The organism is Terrirubrum flagellatum, from assembly GCF_022059845.1.
GTDB lineage: Bacteria > Pseudomonadota > Alphaproteobacteria > Rhizobiales > Beijerinckiaceae > Terrirubrum > Terrirubrum flagellatum.
In genome coordinates, this window is sequence record NZ_CP091852.1 from 96814 (window position 1) to 112299 (window position 15486).

Here is a 15486-nt window from a genome sequence, read left to right on the forward strand (position 1 = left end):
CGGTGGCGCGGCGGCTGAACCTGAGGCAGGTCGAGGCTTTCAAGGCGGTCATTGAATTCGGCACGGTCAGCAGGGCGGCCGAGATGATGAACATCTCGCAGCCGGCGATGAGCAAGCTGATCGCCCATCTCGAAGAGGATACCGGCCTTCGCCTGTTCGAGCGCGTGAAGGGGCGTCTCGCGCCGACGCGGCGCGGCATGCGCCTCTACGAAGAGATCGACCGGATATTCGCCGGCGTGCGGCAGGTGGAGAACGCGGTGGATGCGATCCGCCGCGACGAACAAAGCCGATTGCTGATCGGCGTGATGCCAGCGCTCTCGGGCTCGTTCATTCAGCAGGCGACATCGCGCTTTCTCGCGAAGCAGCCGCGCGTGTTCTGCTCAATCCAGTCGCGCAGCTCGCAATGGGTCGCGGATGGACTCGTCACCCGGAAGCTCGATGTCGGACTGATCATCGCGCCGATCGACAACCCCTATATCGTCGCCGAGCCGCTGATGGCGCATCCCATCGTGTGCATCCTGCCCCTGACGCATCCGCTGGCGGCGAAGGAGGTCATTACGCCGCACGATCTCGAAGGCGTTCCGTTCGTCTCATTCGATCCGGAAAGCCATACGAGCCGTCGCGCCGGCCAGGCGCTCGAGGCCCATGGCGTCGCGCCCGATATCGTCATGATCGCGAATGTCTCGCAAACTCTCTGCGAATTTGTCGCCGCAGGCGTCGGCGTTTCTCTCGTTCATCCGCTGATCGTCGGCGGATTGAGGGACAAGCTCGCGATCCGCCGGTTCGAGCCCGCGGTTCAACTCGATTTTCAGCTTTGCCGGATTCGCGACAGTCGCAACGCCCGGCTTGTCGATGCGTTTCTTGAAAGCGCGAGAGAGGCGGCGGCGGAGATTTCGCGGACGATCCTCACATCCGGCTGAAATCGATCGCTGCAAGGATTTCGAAGAGAGGTTCGTGATCGCCGTCGCGCAGGCGCCGCAGCGACTCGATGATTTTCGTCTGCTCTGCGTGTGATGCGACGAAGCGGCTCGCTTGCCGCAGCTTTTCTTCGAGATCGGGCCATGAAGGCGGCGCGCTGGCTTCGCCGCGCGGCGCGACGATCTCCGAAACGAATTGTTGGTCGCGAGCTATAACAGTCACGCGAGACAGCGTTTCCGCGGGAAAGCGGGCGTCGATGTCAGGGTCGAGCGTGAGTGAAACCTTCTCCGCGAGCGCGACGATCTTCGGCCTGTCGACCGCTGCTTCTGTGAGCGGAAGCAGCGCCTGCGCGGCATCGAAGGCGACGAGCGCGAGACAATAGGGGATGCTGAACTGAATGTCGGTGAAACCCAGCGGCCGCGGGCGATTGGCGAGCCGCAGCGCGCCGCTATAGGTCGCGACTTTGATCGCCTCGATCTCCGTCGCATCGATATCATGCTTCGTGAGAACGCTGAGCAGCGCTTCGACGGGCGCATGCGCGTGCCGGCAGCAGGCGTGAAACTTCTTGTAGTTCCGCGCGACATAGCCATGCGTTCCAAGATTGTCCGCGATCTGCTCGGCGCGAAAGTGCTCTTCATTGTCGAGCAGCGCCAGCGGTCCGGTATGGCCGGCCTCCGCCAGGAGAAGCGCGTGCAGAGCGGTGACACTGGACCATGGAATGCCTTCCTTGACGTCGCTTCCTTCCTGCGCGGAGAAAACGGGACCGGCGCCCGCATGAAGCTGGTTGGGCGCGCTGACGCCAGCGATGGCGAAAGCGTGGGCGAGCGCCTCTGGACCGACATTTCGCAGGACGCCTAGCGCAGCGACTACGCCGTAGCCCGACCACATGCCGGTGTTGGCGTAGAAGCGCCGCGCCGCTCCGACCGCCACTCCGACTTCGTAGCCAACGACGATCGCATTCAGCAGTTCCTCAGTCGATATGCGCGCTTGCTGCGCGGCGGCAAAGGCGGCGGGAATAACGGCTGCGCCGGGATGGCCGCGCGCGATGCGATGGCCATCATCGAGATCAAGCGCCGCGGCGGCCGACGCGTTGCAGGCGATTGCGCCGGCAAGCCCGAACGACTGTCCGCAAAACCAGACAGGTATCTCGCCACCACCGAAGAATGCACCCGCCGCCTGACGAAAAGCGCGCGGGCCGGGCGCGTGGACGCCCGGGATCGTCGCCGCAATGAGATCGAGGACATTGCAGCAGGCCGCGTTCCGCAGATCATCACTCAGTTTCTGGCCGCGCGCGCCCACGACATAGTCCGCGAGCCGCTGCATGATATGCGACATCAGAGAGCCTTGTCCGTCGCGGGCTCTTTGATCAGCGCGACTTCAGCGTGCTCGTTTCGATGATCGGAGGCGCAAGATTCATGGCGCCTTTCAGTTCATAGCCGAGATCCAGCCTGTCGCTGCGCGCCCAGACCTGTCGCAATTCGAACAGGGGAACCGCGCAGACATCCTCCATGATCTTTCGCTGCGCCTCCTTCCAGAGCGCGATCTGACTCGCGGCGTCGGGCGCCGTGCGAGCCTGTTCGATTTCCTTGTCCGCGACCTTGCAATGCGAGAAGTTCGTCGCGGCTGTGGGCGTGCCGACTGTCGCGCGCGAATGAAAGAACTCGCTGAGATAGGTGTCCGCGATCGGGAAGCGAGCGGCGCCATAGAACACCATCCCGCTCAGATCCTTGCGGGTCTGGCTCTGATAGGTCGCGTGATCGACGACCTGCATTTCGAGCTTGACGCCGGCCTTGGCGAGCTGGGCCTGGATGATCTCCATGATCGGTTGCTGGGCCGAGATGTTCGAGACGATCGCCTTGATCGTGATTCCATCCTTGTGGCCGGCTTCCGCGAGCAGCGCCTTGGCCTTCGCGAGATCGAAGCTGTAATGAAATGAGCAATCGACGCCGAGATAACCGATCGGCACGACCGAGCAGCCCTTCGGCCCGACATCCTTGCCGACATATCTCACGAGATCATCGACATTGATCGCGGCGGCGATGGCGCGGCGAACGCGGATGTCGTCGAGCGGAGGGATGCTCTGATTGAGGTGCAGAATGCGGAATTCGCCTGGCTGGAATATCTCGACGTTGAAACCGGGACGCTTGCGCGCGGAATCGACCCAGCGCTGCTCGCGCTTGCCATACATCAGGTCGATTTCGCCGGACGTGAACGCCAGTTCGCGCGCGCTGTCGGAGGGAATGACGCGGACCATGATCGTATCGATCTTCGGCTTGCCGCGGAAATATCCGGGATGCGCCGCAAGCTTCACATATTGCTGCGTGACGCGCTCCACGAACGAGAACGGCCCAGTTCCGACAGGATTGGCGCCGTACTTGTCGCCCAACTCCTCGGCCGCCTTGCGGCTGATGATATTGCCGCCGTGATAGTTGGAGACGCGCCCGAGGAAGTTGACGTCGGGATATTTCAGGGTCACGCGAACCGTCAGGTCATCGACTTTCTCGACCTTGTCGATCGCCGAAAAATCCGACGAAAACGTCGAGCGCTTCGGATCAGCCGAGCGGTTGAGGGAATAGACGACGTCGTCGGCATTGAGAACGCCCCAGTCGCCGTGAAATTTCACGCCCTTCCTGAGATGGAACGTCCAGCTCTTGCCGTCCTGGGAGGTTTCCCAACTCTCGGCGAGATCGGGCTCGAGGTCCTTGGGATCGGCGCTGCCCGGCTTGAAGCGCACAAGCCCGTTATAGATCAGGCTGACCACGGCCTTGTCGTCCGTCGCGCTGGCGCGGTGGGCGTCGAGCGTGGAAATGTCGCCGCCCGAGCTCGACCGAAGAGTGACCTCCTGCGCGATCGCCATCGACGGCAGAGAGGCCGCCATCCAGAGGCCGACGATTCCGCCAAGCGTTCCCCGCACCGTTCATCCCCGTTCCAGCGCTTTCTCAACGGATAGTGCGGGCCGCCGTCCCTGGCTGTCCAAGTCAAAATTGGGCCTGGGCTATTCTCACAGGTTATACGCCGAGCGAGTCATGACTTGATTTGTCTGCTATTTGATTGGGCGTCTGACGCGCTCACAGGCGCCCGCGTCGTTGAGTATCGGTTCGCGAGACGAAGGGCCAATTTGGCGCGCATGGGAAAGCGAACAACAGGCTTGAACATGAAGTCATGCCTTTGAAGCGCCAAAAGCGCGCCGCTTCGCACGCGGCATGCGGCCGCTCTGCTGTTCCAGAGCGATCTCCAGAATCGAGAGCCGCGCCTCGATCACGTCGCCAAGACGCTTGCGCTCGCCGCTTTCCAAAGCGCGCATGCATTCATCGACGATATTGATCGCGCGTTCGAGATCACTTCGTTGCTGTAACGTCATCAGCCGAAGCGGCTCGACCCAGCCCAGCAAAATATCCATCAATCGTATCACGAGCCCGTTCGCGGTCGCTTTCGCCATGGCGGTGTCGAAGCGCATGCTTGCCGTGACGATCAATTGAGCCTGATCTCGCGTGATCGTCTTTGTTGTGACGCGCTTGAGCTCTGCGCGACCGAAAGAGATCGCATCGCGCATCCTCGCGAAATCTTCGTCCTGAGCATAGGAGGCGGCTTCCTGCGCGACCCATGGCAGAATGAGCCGGCGCAACTCGAGGGCTTCGAACATCTCGCCCAGCCTCATCTCATGGCGTGGCGCGAGAAAATCGAATGGCACATGTTCGCTGATGACGAAGGCCCCGCCGCCTGATCCTGGCTTGATCTCGATCACGCCGGCTTCAACGAGCAGGCGGGCGGCCTCCCGCACCGTCGGACGGCTGACGCCGAGCTGCTCCGCCAGATTGCGCTCGGACGGAAAGCGATCGCCAAGCCGGAAATGCCCGGCGCGAATGGCGTCTGCGAGACGCCTCGCCGCTTCTTCGCTGGGCAGCAGCATCTTCAGGGGTTCGAAGCGGAATTCGGCGCGGGTCATCGTGTCGACCTCGTCTGCATGGCCTAAGCGCCGAGATAGGCGCGCTCGATCGCCGGATCGCGCGCCACTTCGTCAGGCGCGCCCTCAACAACGATCCTGCCGAGTTCGACGACATAGACGCGGTCGGCGACGCGAAGCGCCTGCTCCGCATTCTGTTCGACGACGAGAATGGCGACATCGTCGCGTCGACGTATCTCAAGGATGGCGTCGAACATCGCCTCGACGATCATCGGCGCGAGGCCGAGAGAAGGTTCGTCAAGAAGGATGAGTTTCGGTCGCGCCACCAGAGCACGCGCGACTGCGAGCATCTGCTGCTCGCCGCCCGACAGCGACCAGCCAAGTTGATCCCGTCGCTCTCTCAGCCGAGGAAAAAGCTCTTCCGCCTCGGCGACAGCGCGTGCAAAGCCGCCTTCTGCGCGATCTGTTGCGGCGGTGCGCGCGACGATCAGATTCTCGGCGACTGTGAGGCCAGGAAACACCCGTCTCCCCTGTGGCACGTGGCTCACGCCGGCGCGGACAATATCCTCCGCTGCGGCGCCGACCAGCGACCGACCTTCAAAGGATGCTTCTCCGGCGCGGATCGGCGCGAGGCCCGATAACGCGTTCAACAAGGTCGTCTTGCCAGCGCCATTGGCGCCGAGCACAGCGATGATCTCGCGCTTCTCGACGCGCAGCGTCAGATCATGAAGGATGTTGGCTTCGTCATAGCCGACGCACAGCCTATCGACGGCGAGCATGGTCACGCCTCCCGAGATAGGCTTCGATGACAGCCGCATCGTTGCGGATCGTCTCCGGCGTTCCTTCCGCGATCTTGCGTCCGAAATTCAGCGCGACAATGCGATCGACCAGATTCATCACGAAGCGCATGTTGTGCTCGATGACGATGATCGCCATGCCCTTCGTCGCAAGCTTGCGAACCAGCGCGGCGAGTTCATCGGTTTCGCCTTGGGAGAGCCCCGCACAAGGTTCGTCGAGCATCAGAACCCGTGGCTCAGACGCCAGCGCGCGGGCGACCTCCAGCAAGCGTCGCTGGCCGTAGGACAGGCTCGAAGGAGCGACGTCCAACATCGCCCCGAGTCCGACATCGCGCAGCAGTGACCGCGCGATATCGATTGCGGCGCGCTCTTCGTTGCGTGATCCCGGCAGGCCGAAAACGCCGGCGAGAAGGCCCGAACGCATGCGGCAGTCGCGCCCGACGACGACGTTTTCGACAGCCGACAAGCCTGCGAAGAGCTGAAGATTCTGGAATGTGCGCGCGAGACCGGATTTGGCGATGAAGCTGGGTTTGCGCCCGAGCAAGCTGCGCTCCGACAGTTTCACATCGCCGGCGTCAGGATGATAGACGCCCGACAGCACGTTGATCATCGTCGACTTGCCGGAGCCATTCGGACCGACGAGGCCAAGTATCTCGCTCTTGGCGAGCGAGAACGATACGTCGTCCAGCGCTTTCAGGCCGCCAAACGTCTTTGTGATTTCGCTAACGACGAGCAGCGACATCACCGAGGCCGGATTTAGATTGCAAGGCTCGCCCTGCAAGGCCGACAACTCCGTCCGGCAGTGCGAGCGCGCAGAGCCAGATCGCGAGCCCGAAAACCATGAGATAGTAATCTTTCACAAATCGCAGCCATTCCGGCAGCGCGACAAGCAGAGCCGCGCCAACGACCGGTCCAATCACCGTGCCCCGACCGCCGAGCAATACCATCGCCAGAAGCGTGATGGTTAAACCTAGACTGAAGAATTCCGGGCTGATGAATCGCATCGTATGCGCGTAGAGGCTGCCGGCGACGCCCGCGAAGATCGCGCTGACGCCGAAGGCGAGAATCTTCACATAGTCGGTGTTGACGCCGCAGACCTCGGCGCCGATCTCGGCGTCGCGCACCGCCTTGAAGGCTCGGCCGTAGCGCGTCGCCTGAACGCGCCAGACAAAGAGAACGCCAACCACAGCGAATCCCAGAAGCAGATAATAGAGTGGAACGCCAGCGCGAAACGAGAAGCCGGCGATTTCCGGTCGCGGAATGCCGGAAAACCCCTGCGAACCATGTGTGACGCTCTCCATGCTGCGGATCAACAGCCGGATCACCTCGCCAAGCGCAAGCGTCAGCAGGGTGAGATAATGCCCCTTGATGCGCAACGCAGGAACGGCGATCGCAACGCCTACGACGCCAGAGACGAGCGCGGCTGCGATGAGGCCTACAAGAAATGGCGCGCCATAGGTCGCAACGGCGATCGCGCTCGCATAGGCGCCGATGGCGAAGAGGGCAGTGTGTCCGAACGAGACCAGCCCGGTGAATCCGAGAAGGAGATTATACCCCGTCGCCAGGAGGATGAAGATCAGGGCCTGGTGCGCGACGCCGAGCTGATAGTTGTTGGCGAGCAGAAATGGCAGCGCGATTGCGATTGCAAAAGCCGCGAGCCAGCCGATCACGCGCCACGCGGGACGAACCATCATAACTTCTCGGCGATCCGTTCCGGGAAAAGGCCCTTCGGTCTGACGAGAAGGACCAGAACGATCATCGCGAATGCGATCGTCTCCTTATATTCCGAGGAGAGATACGCCGCGCCGATCGCCTCGATGAGGCCGACAAGCAGTCCGCCGAACACGGCGCCTTTGAGGCTTCCCCAGCCGCCCACGATCGTGGCTGCGAATCCCTTGAGCATCAGTCCGAAACCCATCGTGTTGGTGACGACGAACAAGGGCGCGACAAGGAATCCCGAGAGGCCCGCGATCCCCGCCGAAAGGCAATAGGCGAGGGCGCGCATGCGACGCACGCGAATCCCCATCAGCCGCGCCGCGTTCGAATCCTGCGCGGTCGCCTGCAGCTTCAGCCCCAGGCTCGTGCGCGTCATCGCAAGCTGAAGCCCGCCGATGATCACGATGGCGAGCGCGATGATGAGGAGATTGTGGGGAAAGAGCGCGATCGAGCCGACTTGCACCGCGCCTGCGCCAAAGAAGGTCGGCAGCGTCAGCGGATAGGGACCCCAGACAAGCGTCGCGAGAGCCTGCATCGCCAGCGCAATCCCGATGGTGGCGCTGACCGTCGTCAGGAAGTGCCGACCTTCAAGCGGGGTAAAAATGAAAAGCTGAAACAGGCAACCGATAAGCACGCAGGCCGCGATCGTCGCCGTCAGCGCCAGCCACAGCGGCCAGCCGAGGATCACGGCGAACGTTACGCCGAGATAGGCGCCGTAAGTCACCCATTCGCTGTAAGCGAAATTGACGACGCCAGCGGCCGCGATCGTCAAGGTGAAGCCGAGCGCGACGAAGGCATAGACGCAGCCCATCGTCGCGCCGCTGAAGAGAACCTGAAGAAGCGTGCTCACCGCAAGCGAACTTTATTTCACGCTCGCCGCGAGTTCGAGCTGGCCGCCCTTGATCTCGACAATCGCGACTGACTGTCCGCCATCGCCCTTATTGGCGTAGGTGTAGACATTGCCGACGCCGGCGCGGTCCTTCACTTCGCGCAGAGCCTTGGCGACCGCCTTGGGATCAGCGCCGACTTTCGCGATCGCGTCAGCCAGCATCGAGACGCCGTCATAATACTCTGCGGCTGAATAATCGCCGTCGATATTGAACATCTTGCGATAACGCTCGGCCCAGTCCTTCTGCGCGGGGTCGCGCGCCGGCACGGAGTCGACCGTGCCATAAAAACCATCCGCCGCCCCCGGCTGATAGAGCCGCAGCGTCGACGGCAGCACGCCGCCGTTCGACATGATGACTTTCATGCCGAGACCGAGCTGGCGAATCTGCTGCACCGCGACCACCTGATTGGGCGGGTCGCCGGCCACGATCAGCGCGTCGACATTCGCCTCCTTGATGCGAAGGAGCTGAGGCGTGACGTCGCGATCGGCGCTTTCAAAGCTCTCGACGGCGGCGGGCTTCGTTCCCATGCTCGTGAGCGTCGCTTCGATCGCGGCGCGCCAGCCCGAGCCATATTCGTTGTTGACTCGCAGCACGCCGACGCGCTTCGCGCCCAATGTATTCACGGCGAACTTCACCGCGGCGGCCGGCACGAGACTGTCGCTGGTGCGGATGCGGAACAGGTTCGCGACGCCTTTGCGATCGAGCGCAAGCTGCGCGGAGGCGGCGCCGGTGAATGTCGGAACGCCCTCGTCCTCAATGGCGCCAAGCTGCGACAGCACGAAGCCGGAGACTGTCGTGTTCATGATCGCGACCGGCTTCTGCGCCAGCATGCGGTTGTAGGCGTTGACCGCGCCGGTCTGCTCCGACCCGGTGTCCTCGATCACCAGCTTAAGCTTCTTTCCGCCGACGCCGCCCTTGGCGTTGATGTCTTCGACGGCGAGCTTCACGCCGTTGACCAACGGCGCTTCTCCACCGGCGAAGGCGCCGCTCGTGCCGACCACCATGCCGAGCGTGATGTCGTTTTGCGCCTGCGCGCCTGCCGCGCCGAATGCGAGCGCCGCGATTCCCAGGAACAGCGAGAGCTTGTTCATCGACCCCTCCAGACCTTGTTGTTTGGTACGTTTGCATTACCATAATCGGCCGTCAATCTCTCCAAATTGGTTGCGCAATGTCGTCCGATGCTCTGCCCGTCGCCTTTGTCGACGCGATCGTCCGCGAACTCCCGGGCAATGTCGCCTTGTTTGGCGACGCTGTGCCGGAACGTCATCATCACGACTGGAGCGGGCTCGCCCCGGTTCGTCCGCTTGCGCTTTTCCGGCCTCGCAGCACGGAGGAGACGTCAACTATCCTGCGTCTCTGCCACGTCCATCGGGTGCCGATCGTGCCGCAAGGCGGGCTGACCGGACTCGCTGGAGGCGCGCAGCCGGTGGCCAATGGCGTCGTCATCTCGCTGGAACGCATGTGTCAGATCGAAGAGGTCGACGTGGTCATGGCGACGATGACGGTTGGAGCCGGCGCGCCGCTCGCAGCCTGTCAGGCGGCGGCGGAAGAGGCGGGATTGCTGCTGGCGATCGATCTCGGCGCGCGCGGCTCATGCGCGATCGGCGGCAATCTCTCGACCAATGCGGGTGGGAACCGCGTGATCCGCTATGGCATGGCGCGCGACCATGTGCTGGGCCTCGAAGTCGTGCTGCCAGACGGGACGATCGTCAGCTCGCTCAACAAACTGATCAAGAACAATGCGGGCTATGATCTCAAGCAGCTGTTTATTGGCTCCGAAGGCACGCTCGGCGTGATCACGCGCGTGATCCTGAAGCTTCATGCGCGGCCTCGCATCTTCGCCAGCGCCTTGTGCGCAGCTGCGGATTTCGACTCCATTCTGGAAACGCTCAAACAGGCGCGTTCGCAGCTCGGCCCGGCGGTGACATCGTTTGAAGTGATGTGGCCGAGTTTCTACGACTTCATGTCTTCTCACGTTCGCGGGGCGAAGCGGGCGTTCGCCGACCGGCATGGAGCCTACGCCCTCATCGAGATCGGCGGGTTCGATGGCGCGCGCGACGTCGAGCGCTTTCAGGAATGTCTGTCCGGTTTGCTCGAACGCGGCGTCCTCAACGACGTGATCGTCGCGCAGTCGGAACGGGAAACGCTCGAAATCTGGGCGGCGCGGGAAGGGGTTTCCGAATACAGCCAGATTCTCGGCCCGCTCACCGCGTTCGATATTGGCCTCAACCTCACGAAAAGCGGCGTGTTCGTCGAACAGATCGAAGCCGAGCTAAAGCGGCGCTGGCCCGACGCGATTCCGCTCTCATACGGTCATATCGGCGACAGCAACCTGCATCTCGTCGTGCATGTGCCGTCGGCGGGCGCGCATCAGCCGCACGATGAGATTTGCGACCTGGTCTATGGCGCCGTGCGCGCCGCAGGCGGCACTATTTCCGCCGAGCATGGAATCGGCCTCATGAAGAAGCCTTATTTGGGCTTCACGCGCTCTCCGTCCGAACTCGAAACGATGGCGCGCATCAAGCGCGCGCTTGATCCCCACGCCATTCTAAACCTTGGTAAAGTGATCTGATGGAATGGGCTTCCAGTGAAGATCACGCTTTATGTCTGTGGCTGGAATTCCGGCTGCAACCTGCTATTTCACGGTGTTTGAGTCAGGCGACCTCCGCACCTTCGTGACTGTCAGTGCGCCGGTCGCCCGACGAGAACGAGATCACCGCCACCAGCGGCTCGGCGCTGGTGCAACGCGCCCAGTGAGGCACGCCGCGAGGAATGCGGATCGCGGCGCCCGGACTAAGATTGAGCATGTCGTCGCCGAGCTTGTGCTCGCACGCGCCGGACACGACATAGAGCACTTCCTCGCAATTGGGGTGCGAGTGGAGCGGATTGCGTTTGCCCGGCTCGATGCGCACAAGCCCCACCGTCAGTTCGGCGCCTGGCATCTTCTCCGCTCCAATGAGCCAGGTGAGGTGCCCCCAATCGAGGGCCATTTTGTCACCCGTCTCAAGCGTCGCGACGACATCCTGAGTCATTATCGTTCTCCTGTTCGTTCCGCTGCTCGCGATATGCGGATTCATTCGGCCGCAAGCGATTTGACGACGCCGGCAGGCGTGGTCGCGAAGAAATCGTAGAGGCGCATCACCTCGGCCGCCGTCTCCAGCGTTCCCTTGGCGATCGATTTTCCGTTCAGCACCGCCTCGCAGAAATGCAGCACCTCCGGCGCATAGCCGAGATAGAACATGTTGTTGTTGTAGAGCTGGCCGAGGGAGCATTCCGGCTCCCAGAAGATCGGCGCGGCGTCGTCATTCTGGATAAAGGAGGCGGCGCGGCCATAGGCGGGCAGCTCGGCGCGGCGATAATATCTGAGATGCACGCCGTTATCGACAACGGCGTTCGCCTTTTCGCCGATCGCCTCGACACGCTCGAGCGGGCTTGATCCCGACTGGCCGGCGGCGAAATGCAGCGTTCCGATCGCGCCGGACTGGAATTTAAGCGATGCGACGCAAGCGCCGTTGACGGGCTCCCATTCGTAGCTCGCGCGGGCCACCGGCCCGGCGATGAAATGAAGGATCGAGACGGGATGATAGATGTGATCGAGAAAACTCTGCATCTTCGGCAGGTCCGCCCGATCGGCCTCTCGTGGCAGCGCCTGGGGATAGCGGACATAGAGCGACGACAGGCGGCCGAACGCATCAGATGCGATGATGTCCTTCAGCTTTTCGATCGCCGGAAAGAACATCTTCTTGAGGCCAGTCATGCACTGGCGATTATACCTGATGGATGCGGCTTCGAGCTGCTTCACTTCTGCAAGGCTTGCAGCGGTCGGCTTCTCCATCCAGACATGGACGCCTGACGCAAGCGCATCAAGCGCTATGTCGGTCGCCTGAACGCGACCATCGGGGTGATAACCCGTGACGATGAAGACAATGTCAGGCTTTTCGTTCGCCAGCATGGCGCGGTGATCGGAATAGCTGCCCTCCGCGCCGAAGATGCGCGCATATTCGCGCGCCCGCGCGCCATCGACGTCGCAGACCGCGACGAGATCGACTGGCGCATATCGCATTGTCGGATAGACATTGCGATAGGAATGGCCGCCGGCTCCGATGAAGCAGGCCTTCAGGCGCTTTTCATATTCGAAATTGTAGGCGACGCGCCGCTGCTCGTGATGAACGCTCATAAACCCTCAGCCTTTCAATGCGCCTTGCGTGAGGCCTTCCGTGAAGCGACGTTGGGTCGCGAGATAGAGAAGAACGATCGGCAGGAACGAGATCACGGTGCCCGCGAAGACGAGGCGGTGATCGGTGGTGTAGGTGCCGGCGAAACGGACAAGGCCAAGCGGCAGCGTCTGCACCTCGGGTGAGATCAGCACCACCAGCGGCAGGAAGAAATCGTTCCAGGTGCTCATGGCGCTGATGACGATCAGCGCCAGCAGCGCCGGCCTCGAAAGCGGCAGGAAGATTCTCGTGAGAATGCGCCAGTGGCCGCAGCCATCGATCTTCGCCGCCTCCACCAGTTCGTCCGGCGTCGAACGGAAAAAGTTGCGCATGAGAAAGACGCCGAAGGGGGCGCCATTTCCCACCTGCGCCAGCGTAACGCCAAGCAAGCTGTTCAGCAGGCCGAGCCCCGCGAGCAATTGATAGAGCGGCACGATAATCGCTTGCAGCGGCACAGTGAGGCCGATGATGAGTGCGTAGAACAGGAAGCTCGCGCCCCGGAACCGCATCTTGGCGAAGGCGTATCCGGCGGGCGCGCAGATGATCAGGGTAAGGACAACGACCGCAATGACGTTGACGAGACTGTTGAAGATAAGATCGCCGAAGCCGCCGATATTCCACGCGTCGCGATAATTCTCAAGCATCGCCGCCTGCGGCAGGTTGAAGGGATTGCCGGTCGCGATTTCATCTTCGGTCTTGAGGCTTGATAGGATGAGCCAGAGGAAGGGACCAAGAAGAAACAGGAATGGCGCCGCTAATCCAAGAGCGACGGGCCATTCCGATCGGCTGCGCGCGCTCATGGCTGTTTCTCGCGCCAGCTGTTGAACAGAACGGTGATCACGATCGCGATCAGGCTGAGGATGACGCAGAGCGCGGCGGCGCGCCCCTGCTCCTGAAACTGGAAGGCGAGCTTGTAGATATAGGTAGTGATGAGTTCGCTGCGATAGAACGGGCCACCTTGAGTCATCACCCAGATCGTGGCGAAGCCCTTGAGGCCATTGATCATGGCGAGCGAGACGATGAAGGTCATCACGTCGCGCAACCCGGGAATCGTCACATGGATGAGCTTGCGCCAGGCGGACGCGCCGTCGATGTCAGCGGCGTCATAAAGGGAGTGATCGATATTCTGCAGGCCGGCGAGAAACAGCAGCATGTAAAGGCCGAAGCCTTGCCAACTCGATGCGACATTGACCGAGAACAGCACCAGCGCCGGATCAGATAGCCAGCCGCGCGCGAGGAAACCGAGGCCGAGCGTCTCCAGCCCGCCATTGATCAGGCCAAAGAAGGGATCATAGATCTTGGCCCAGATCACGCCGACGACGGCCAGCGACACGACATGCGGCAGGAAGAGCGCCGATCGGAAAAACACCTGCGTCACGCGCAACTGCGCGATGGCGATCGCGAGCGCAAAGCCGAGCCCGCCGGCGAGAATGACATGCAGCGCGAGCCAGAGGATCGTCTGTCGCAGCGCGATCCAGAAGATGTCATCTCCTGCAAGCGAGAGATAATTGGCGAGGCCGTTGAAGCGGGCAACAGAATTGAGGCCCGCAGAATTGGTGAAGCTCAGACCAAGCGTCGCGGCGATCGGCGCCAGTGTGAACAGGCCATAGATCGCGAGCGCCGGCGCAAGGAACAGCATCGCGCGCGGCAGGCCGTCATAGCTGACGTCGCGCTTCGATCGCATGAGCCATGCCGGCAATAGCATCTTGCGTGCGTCCTGCTCCGGCCGGGACTCTCCGGCCGGAGCGATGCGTGAGGCAAAAGCGTTCATCACCGCGTCTGCGCGGCGCGTTCGGCCTGCGCCTTGAGCTGGTCCATTCCCGTCTTGGCGTCGATCTGCGCAGCGATCAGTCCCTGGATCACCTGGAGATAGGCGTCGAGCACATTGCCGGGCATATAGACGCTCGGATTATAGCCGACGCCCTTGTCCGCAGCTTCGAACACGCTCTTCAGAATGGGTTGCGGCGGCGTGAGCGATTTGAGCTGCCGGGGATAGACCATCCAGCTGCTGGCATGCTCCGCGCGCTTCATCATCACCGCATCGGAGAGAATGAAGTCGAGCCATTTCAGCGCGAGGTCCTGCTGCTTCGTCGTCGTGGGGATCATCCAGCTCCAGCCGACGCCTCCCGTCGGTATGGATTCTGCTGATCCGAGATCGCTCGGCATTGGCGCATAGCCTGCCTTATCCATGGAGAAGTTGGCGCGCCGCGCATTGGTGGTGAACCAGGGACCTGCGACCATGATCGCCGCTCGCCTGGTGAAGAAAAGCCGCGCCGCCGCATCGAGATCGAGCGCCGCCATATCGCGCGCGACGAAGCCGCGATCGACGAGTTCACGCAGGCGTTCAGCGCCTTTCAGGAGAGCAGGATCGGTCCAGGCGGCCTCGTTGTTCAGCGCCTTGCCGACCATTTCCTTGCCGGCGCTGATCTGCAGCAGATTGCCGAAGAGATGGCCGCCATTGGCGTTGTTGCGCGGGCCCACCGTGATCGGCTGGACGCCTGACTTCTTGATGTCTTCGAGCAGCTTCAGGAAATCCTGATAGGTCGCCGGAATTTTCCAGCCTTTCTCCTCGAACATATCCTTGTGATAGAACATGCCGATGACGTCGAGCCCGTCAGGGATTTCATAGATTTCGCCACCGAATTGCTTTTTCAGCTCGGCGTAGAGCCAAGGATAAAGCTGGTTCTTCCAGCCGCGACTTTCGTAGTATCCGGTCAATGGCTGAACGAGCTTGGCCTTCGCTACGATCTGTACGCGGCCGATGCCGGAATTGGTGAGAACGAGGTCGGGACCGGCGTTCGACTGAATCGCAGCCTGCACCGCGCCGGTGTTGATGGTGCCGGTGGGCGGCGTGAAAGTCACGGTGACGCCGGGATTCAGTTTTTCGAAATCCGCTTTGAGCTCATTCCAGAGCTGCGCGACGAGCGGGTCGGTCAGTTGCTCCGGGCCCCAGATTTTCAACGTCTGCGCCTGAGCGCCGCCTGACGCGAGGCAAAATCCTATCGTCCCGGCAAGCGCCAGGCCGAGCCATGTCTTTCGCATGAAGT

Annotated in this window: 15 protein-coding genes; 2 read left to right on the forward strand and 13 right to left on the reverse strand. The window is 62.0% G+C overall.

The features are described from left to right. The first annotated feature begins 2 nt into the window (after nucleotides 1-2). Nucleotides 3-920: a LysR substrate-binding domain-containing protein gene (locus L8F45_RS26955; protein ID WP_342363845.1), complete on the forward strand. Its 918-nt coding sequence runs from the start codon at nucleotides 3-5 to the stop codon at nucleotides 918-920. Here L8F45_RS26955 and L8F45_RS26960 read toward each other — a convergent pair. The 8 genes from L8F45_RS26960 to L8F45_RS26995 all read right to left on the reverse strand — a co-directional run bounded on the left by L8F45_RS26960 (nucleotide 907) and on the right by L8F45_RS26995 (nucleotide 9316). Continuing rightward, entirely contained in the window at nucleotides 907-2253 is a 1347-nt protein-coding gene (locus L8F45_RS26960; protein WP_342363846.1) for an MmgE/PrpD family protein, read from the reverse strand. The two genes, L8F45_RS26955 and L8F45_RS26960, sit on opposite strands and share 14 nt — an antisense overlap. A 31-nt stretch (nucleotides 2254-2284) precedes the next feature. Then, entirely contained in the window at nucleotides 2285-3796 is a 1512-nt protein-coding gene (locus L8F45_RS26965) for an ABC transporter substrate-binding protein (RefSeq protein WP_425330058.1), read from the reverse strand. Nucleotides 3797-4078: 282 nt separating this feature from the next. Further along, the gene (locus L8F45_RS26970; protein WP_342363847.1) at nucleotides 4079-4864 is read right to left on the reverse strand and encodes a FadR/GntR family transcriptional regulator; all 786 of its coding nucleotides are present in this window, start codon (nucleotides 4862-4864) and stop codon (nucleotides 4079-4081) included. A 23-nt stretch (nucleotides 4865-4887) separates the two neighbouring features. Next, entirely contained in the window at nucleotides 4888-5601 is a 714-nt protein-coding gene (locus L8F45_RS26975; protein WP_342363848.1) for an ABC transporter ATP-binding protein, read from the reverse strand. Further along, nucleotides 5585-6361, reverse strand: coding sequence for an ABC transporter ATP-binding protein (locus tag L8F45_RS26980; protein WP_342363849.1), 777 nt, complete (start codon nucleotides 6359-6361; stop codon nucleotides 5585-5587). The genes L8F45_RS26975 and L8F45_RS26980 overlap by 17 nt, the downstream gene beginning before the upstream one ends. Next, complete coding sequence (locus L8F45_RS26985) at nucleotides 6342-7313, reverse strand: branched-chain amino acid ABC transporter permease (RefSeq protein ID WP_342363850.1); 972 nt, start codon at nucleotides 7311-7313, stop codon at nucleotides 6342-6344. The genes L8F45_RS26980 and L8F45_RS26985 overlap by 20 nt, the downstream gene beginning before the upstream one ends. Continuing rightward, nucleotides 7310-8185 (reverse strand): branched-chain amino acid ABC transporter permease, encoded by an 876-nt coding sequence (locus tag L8F45_RS26990; protein ID WP_342363851.1) that lies wholly within the window; start codon nucleotides 8183-8185, stop codon nucleotides 7310-7312. Before L8F45_RS26990 ends, L8F45_RS26985 begins: the two co-directional genes overlap by 4 nt. Before the next feature lie 12 nt (nucleotides 8186-8197). Continuing rightward, nucleotides 8198-9316, reverse strand: a complete 1119-nt coding sequence (locus tag L8F45_RS26995) for an ABC transporter substrate-binding protein (protein WP_342363852.1) — start codon at nucleotides 9314-9316, stop codon at nucleotides 8198-8200. A 77-nt stretch (nucleotides 9317-9393) separates the two neighbouring features. Here L8F45_RS26995 and L8F45_RS27000 point away from each other — a divergent pair, with 77 nt between their 5' ends. After that, the gene (locus L8F45_RS27000) at nucleotides 9394-10797 is read left to right on the forward strand and encodes an FAD-binding oxidoreductase (protein WP_342363853.1); all 1404 of its coding nucleotides are present in this window, start codon (nucleotides 9394-9396) and stop codon (nucleotides 10795-10797) included. Nucleotides 10798-10879: 82 nt separating this feature from the next. On the opposite strand, the gene L8F45_RS27005 is transcribed toward L8F45_RS27000, so the two are convergent. The 5 genes from L8F45_RS27005 to L8F45_RS27025 all read right to left on the reverse strand — a co-directional run bounded on the left by L8F45_RS27005 (nucleotide 10880) and on the right by L8F45_RS27025 (nucleotide 15481). Continuing rightward, on the reverse strand, nucleotides 10880-11257 hold the full coding sequence (locus L8F45_RS27005; protein WP_342363854.1) for a cupin domain-containing protein: 378 nt from the start codon (nucleotides 11255-11257) through the stop codon (nucleotides 10880-10882). A gap of 41 nt (nucleotides 11258-11298) precedes the next feature. Continuing rightward, nucleotides 11299-12402 (reverse strand): Gfo/Idh/MocA family protein, encoded by a 1104-nt coding sequence (locus tag L8F45_RS27010; protein ID WP_342363855.1) that lies wholly within the window; start codon nucleotides 12400-12402, stop codon nucleotides 11299-11301. Nucleotides 12403-12408: 6 nt separating this feature from the next. Continuing rightward, complete coding sequence (locus tag L8F45_RS27015) at nucleotides 12409-13239, reverse strand: carbohydrate ABC transporter permease (protein ID WP_342363856.1); 831 nt, start codon at nucleotides 13237-13239, stop codon at nucleotides 12409-12411. Then, nucleotides 13236-14123, reverse strand: a complete 888-nt coding sequence (locus L8F45_RS27020; RefSeq protein WP_342363857.1) for a carbohydrate ABC transporter permease — start codon at nucleotides 14121-14123, stop codon at nucleotides 13236-13238. Before L8F45_RS27020 ends, L8F45_RS27015 begins: the two co-directional genes overlap by 4 nt. 86 nt (nucleotides 14124-14209) lie before the next feature. After that, nucleotides 14210-15481: an ABC transporter substrate-binding protein gene (locus L8F45_RS27025; protein WP_342363858.1), complete on the reverse strand. Its 1272-nt coding sequence runs from the start codon at nucleotides 15479-15481 to the stop codon at nucleotides 14210-14212. Between the last annotated feature and the right edge of the window lie 5 nt (nucleotides 15482-15486).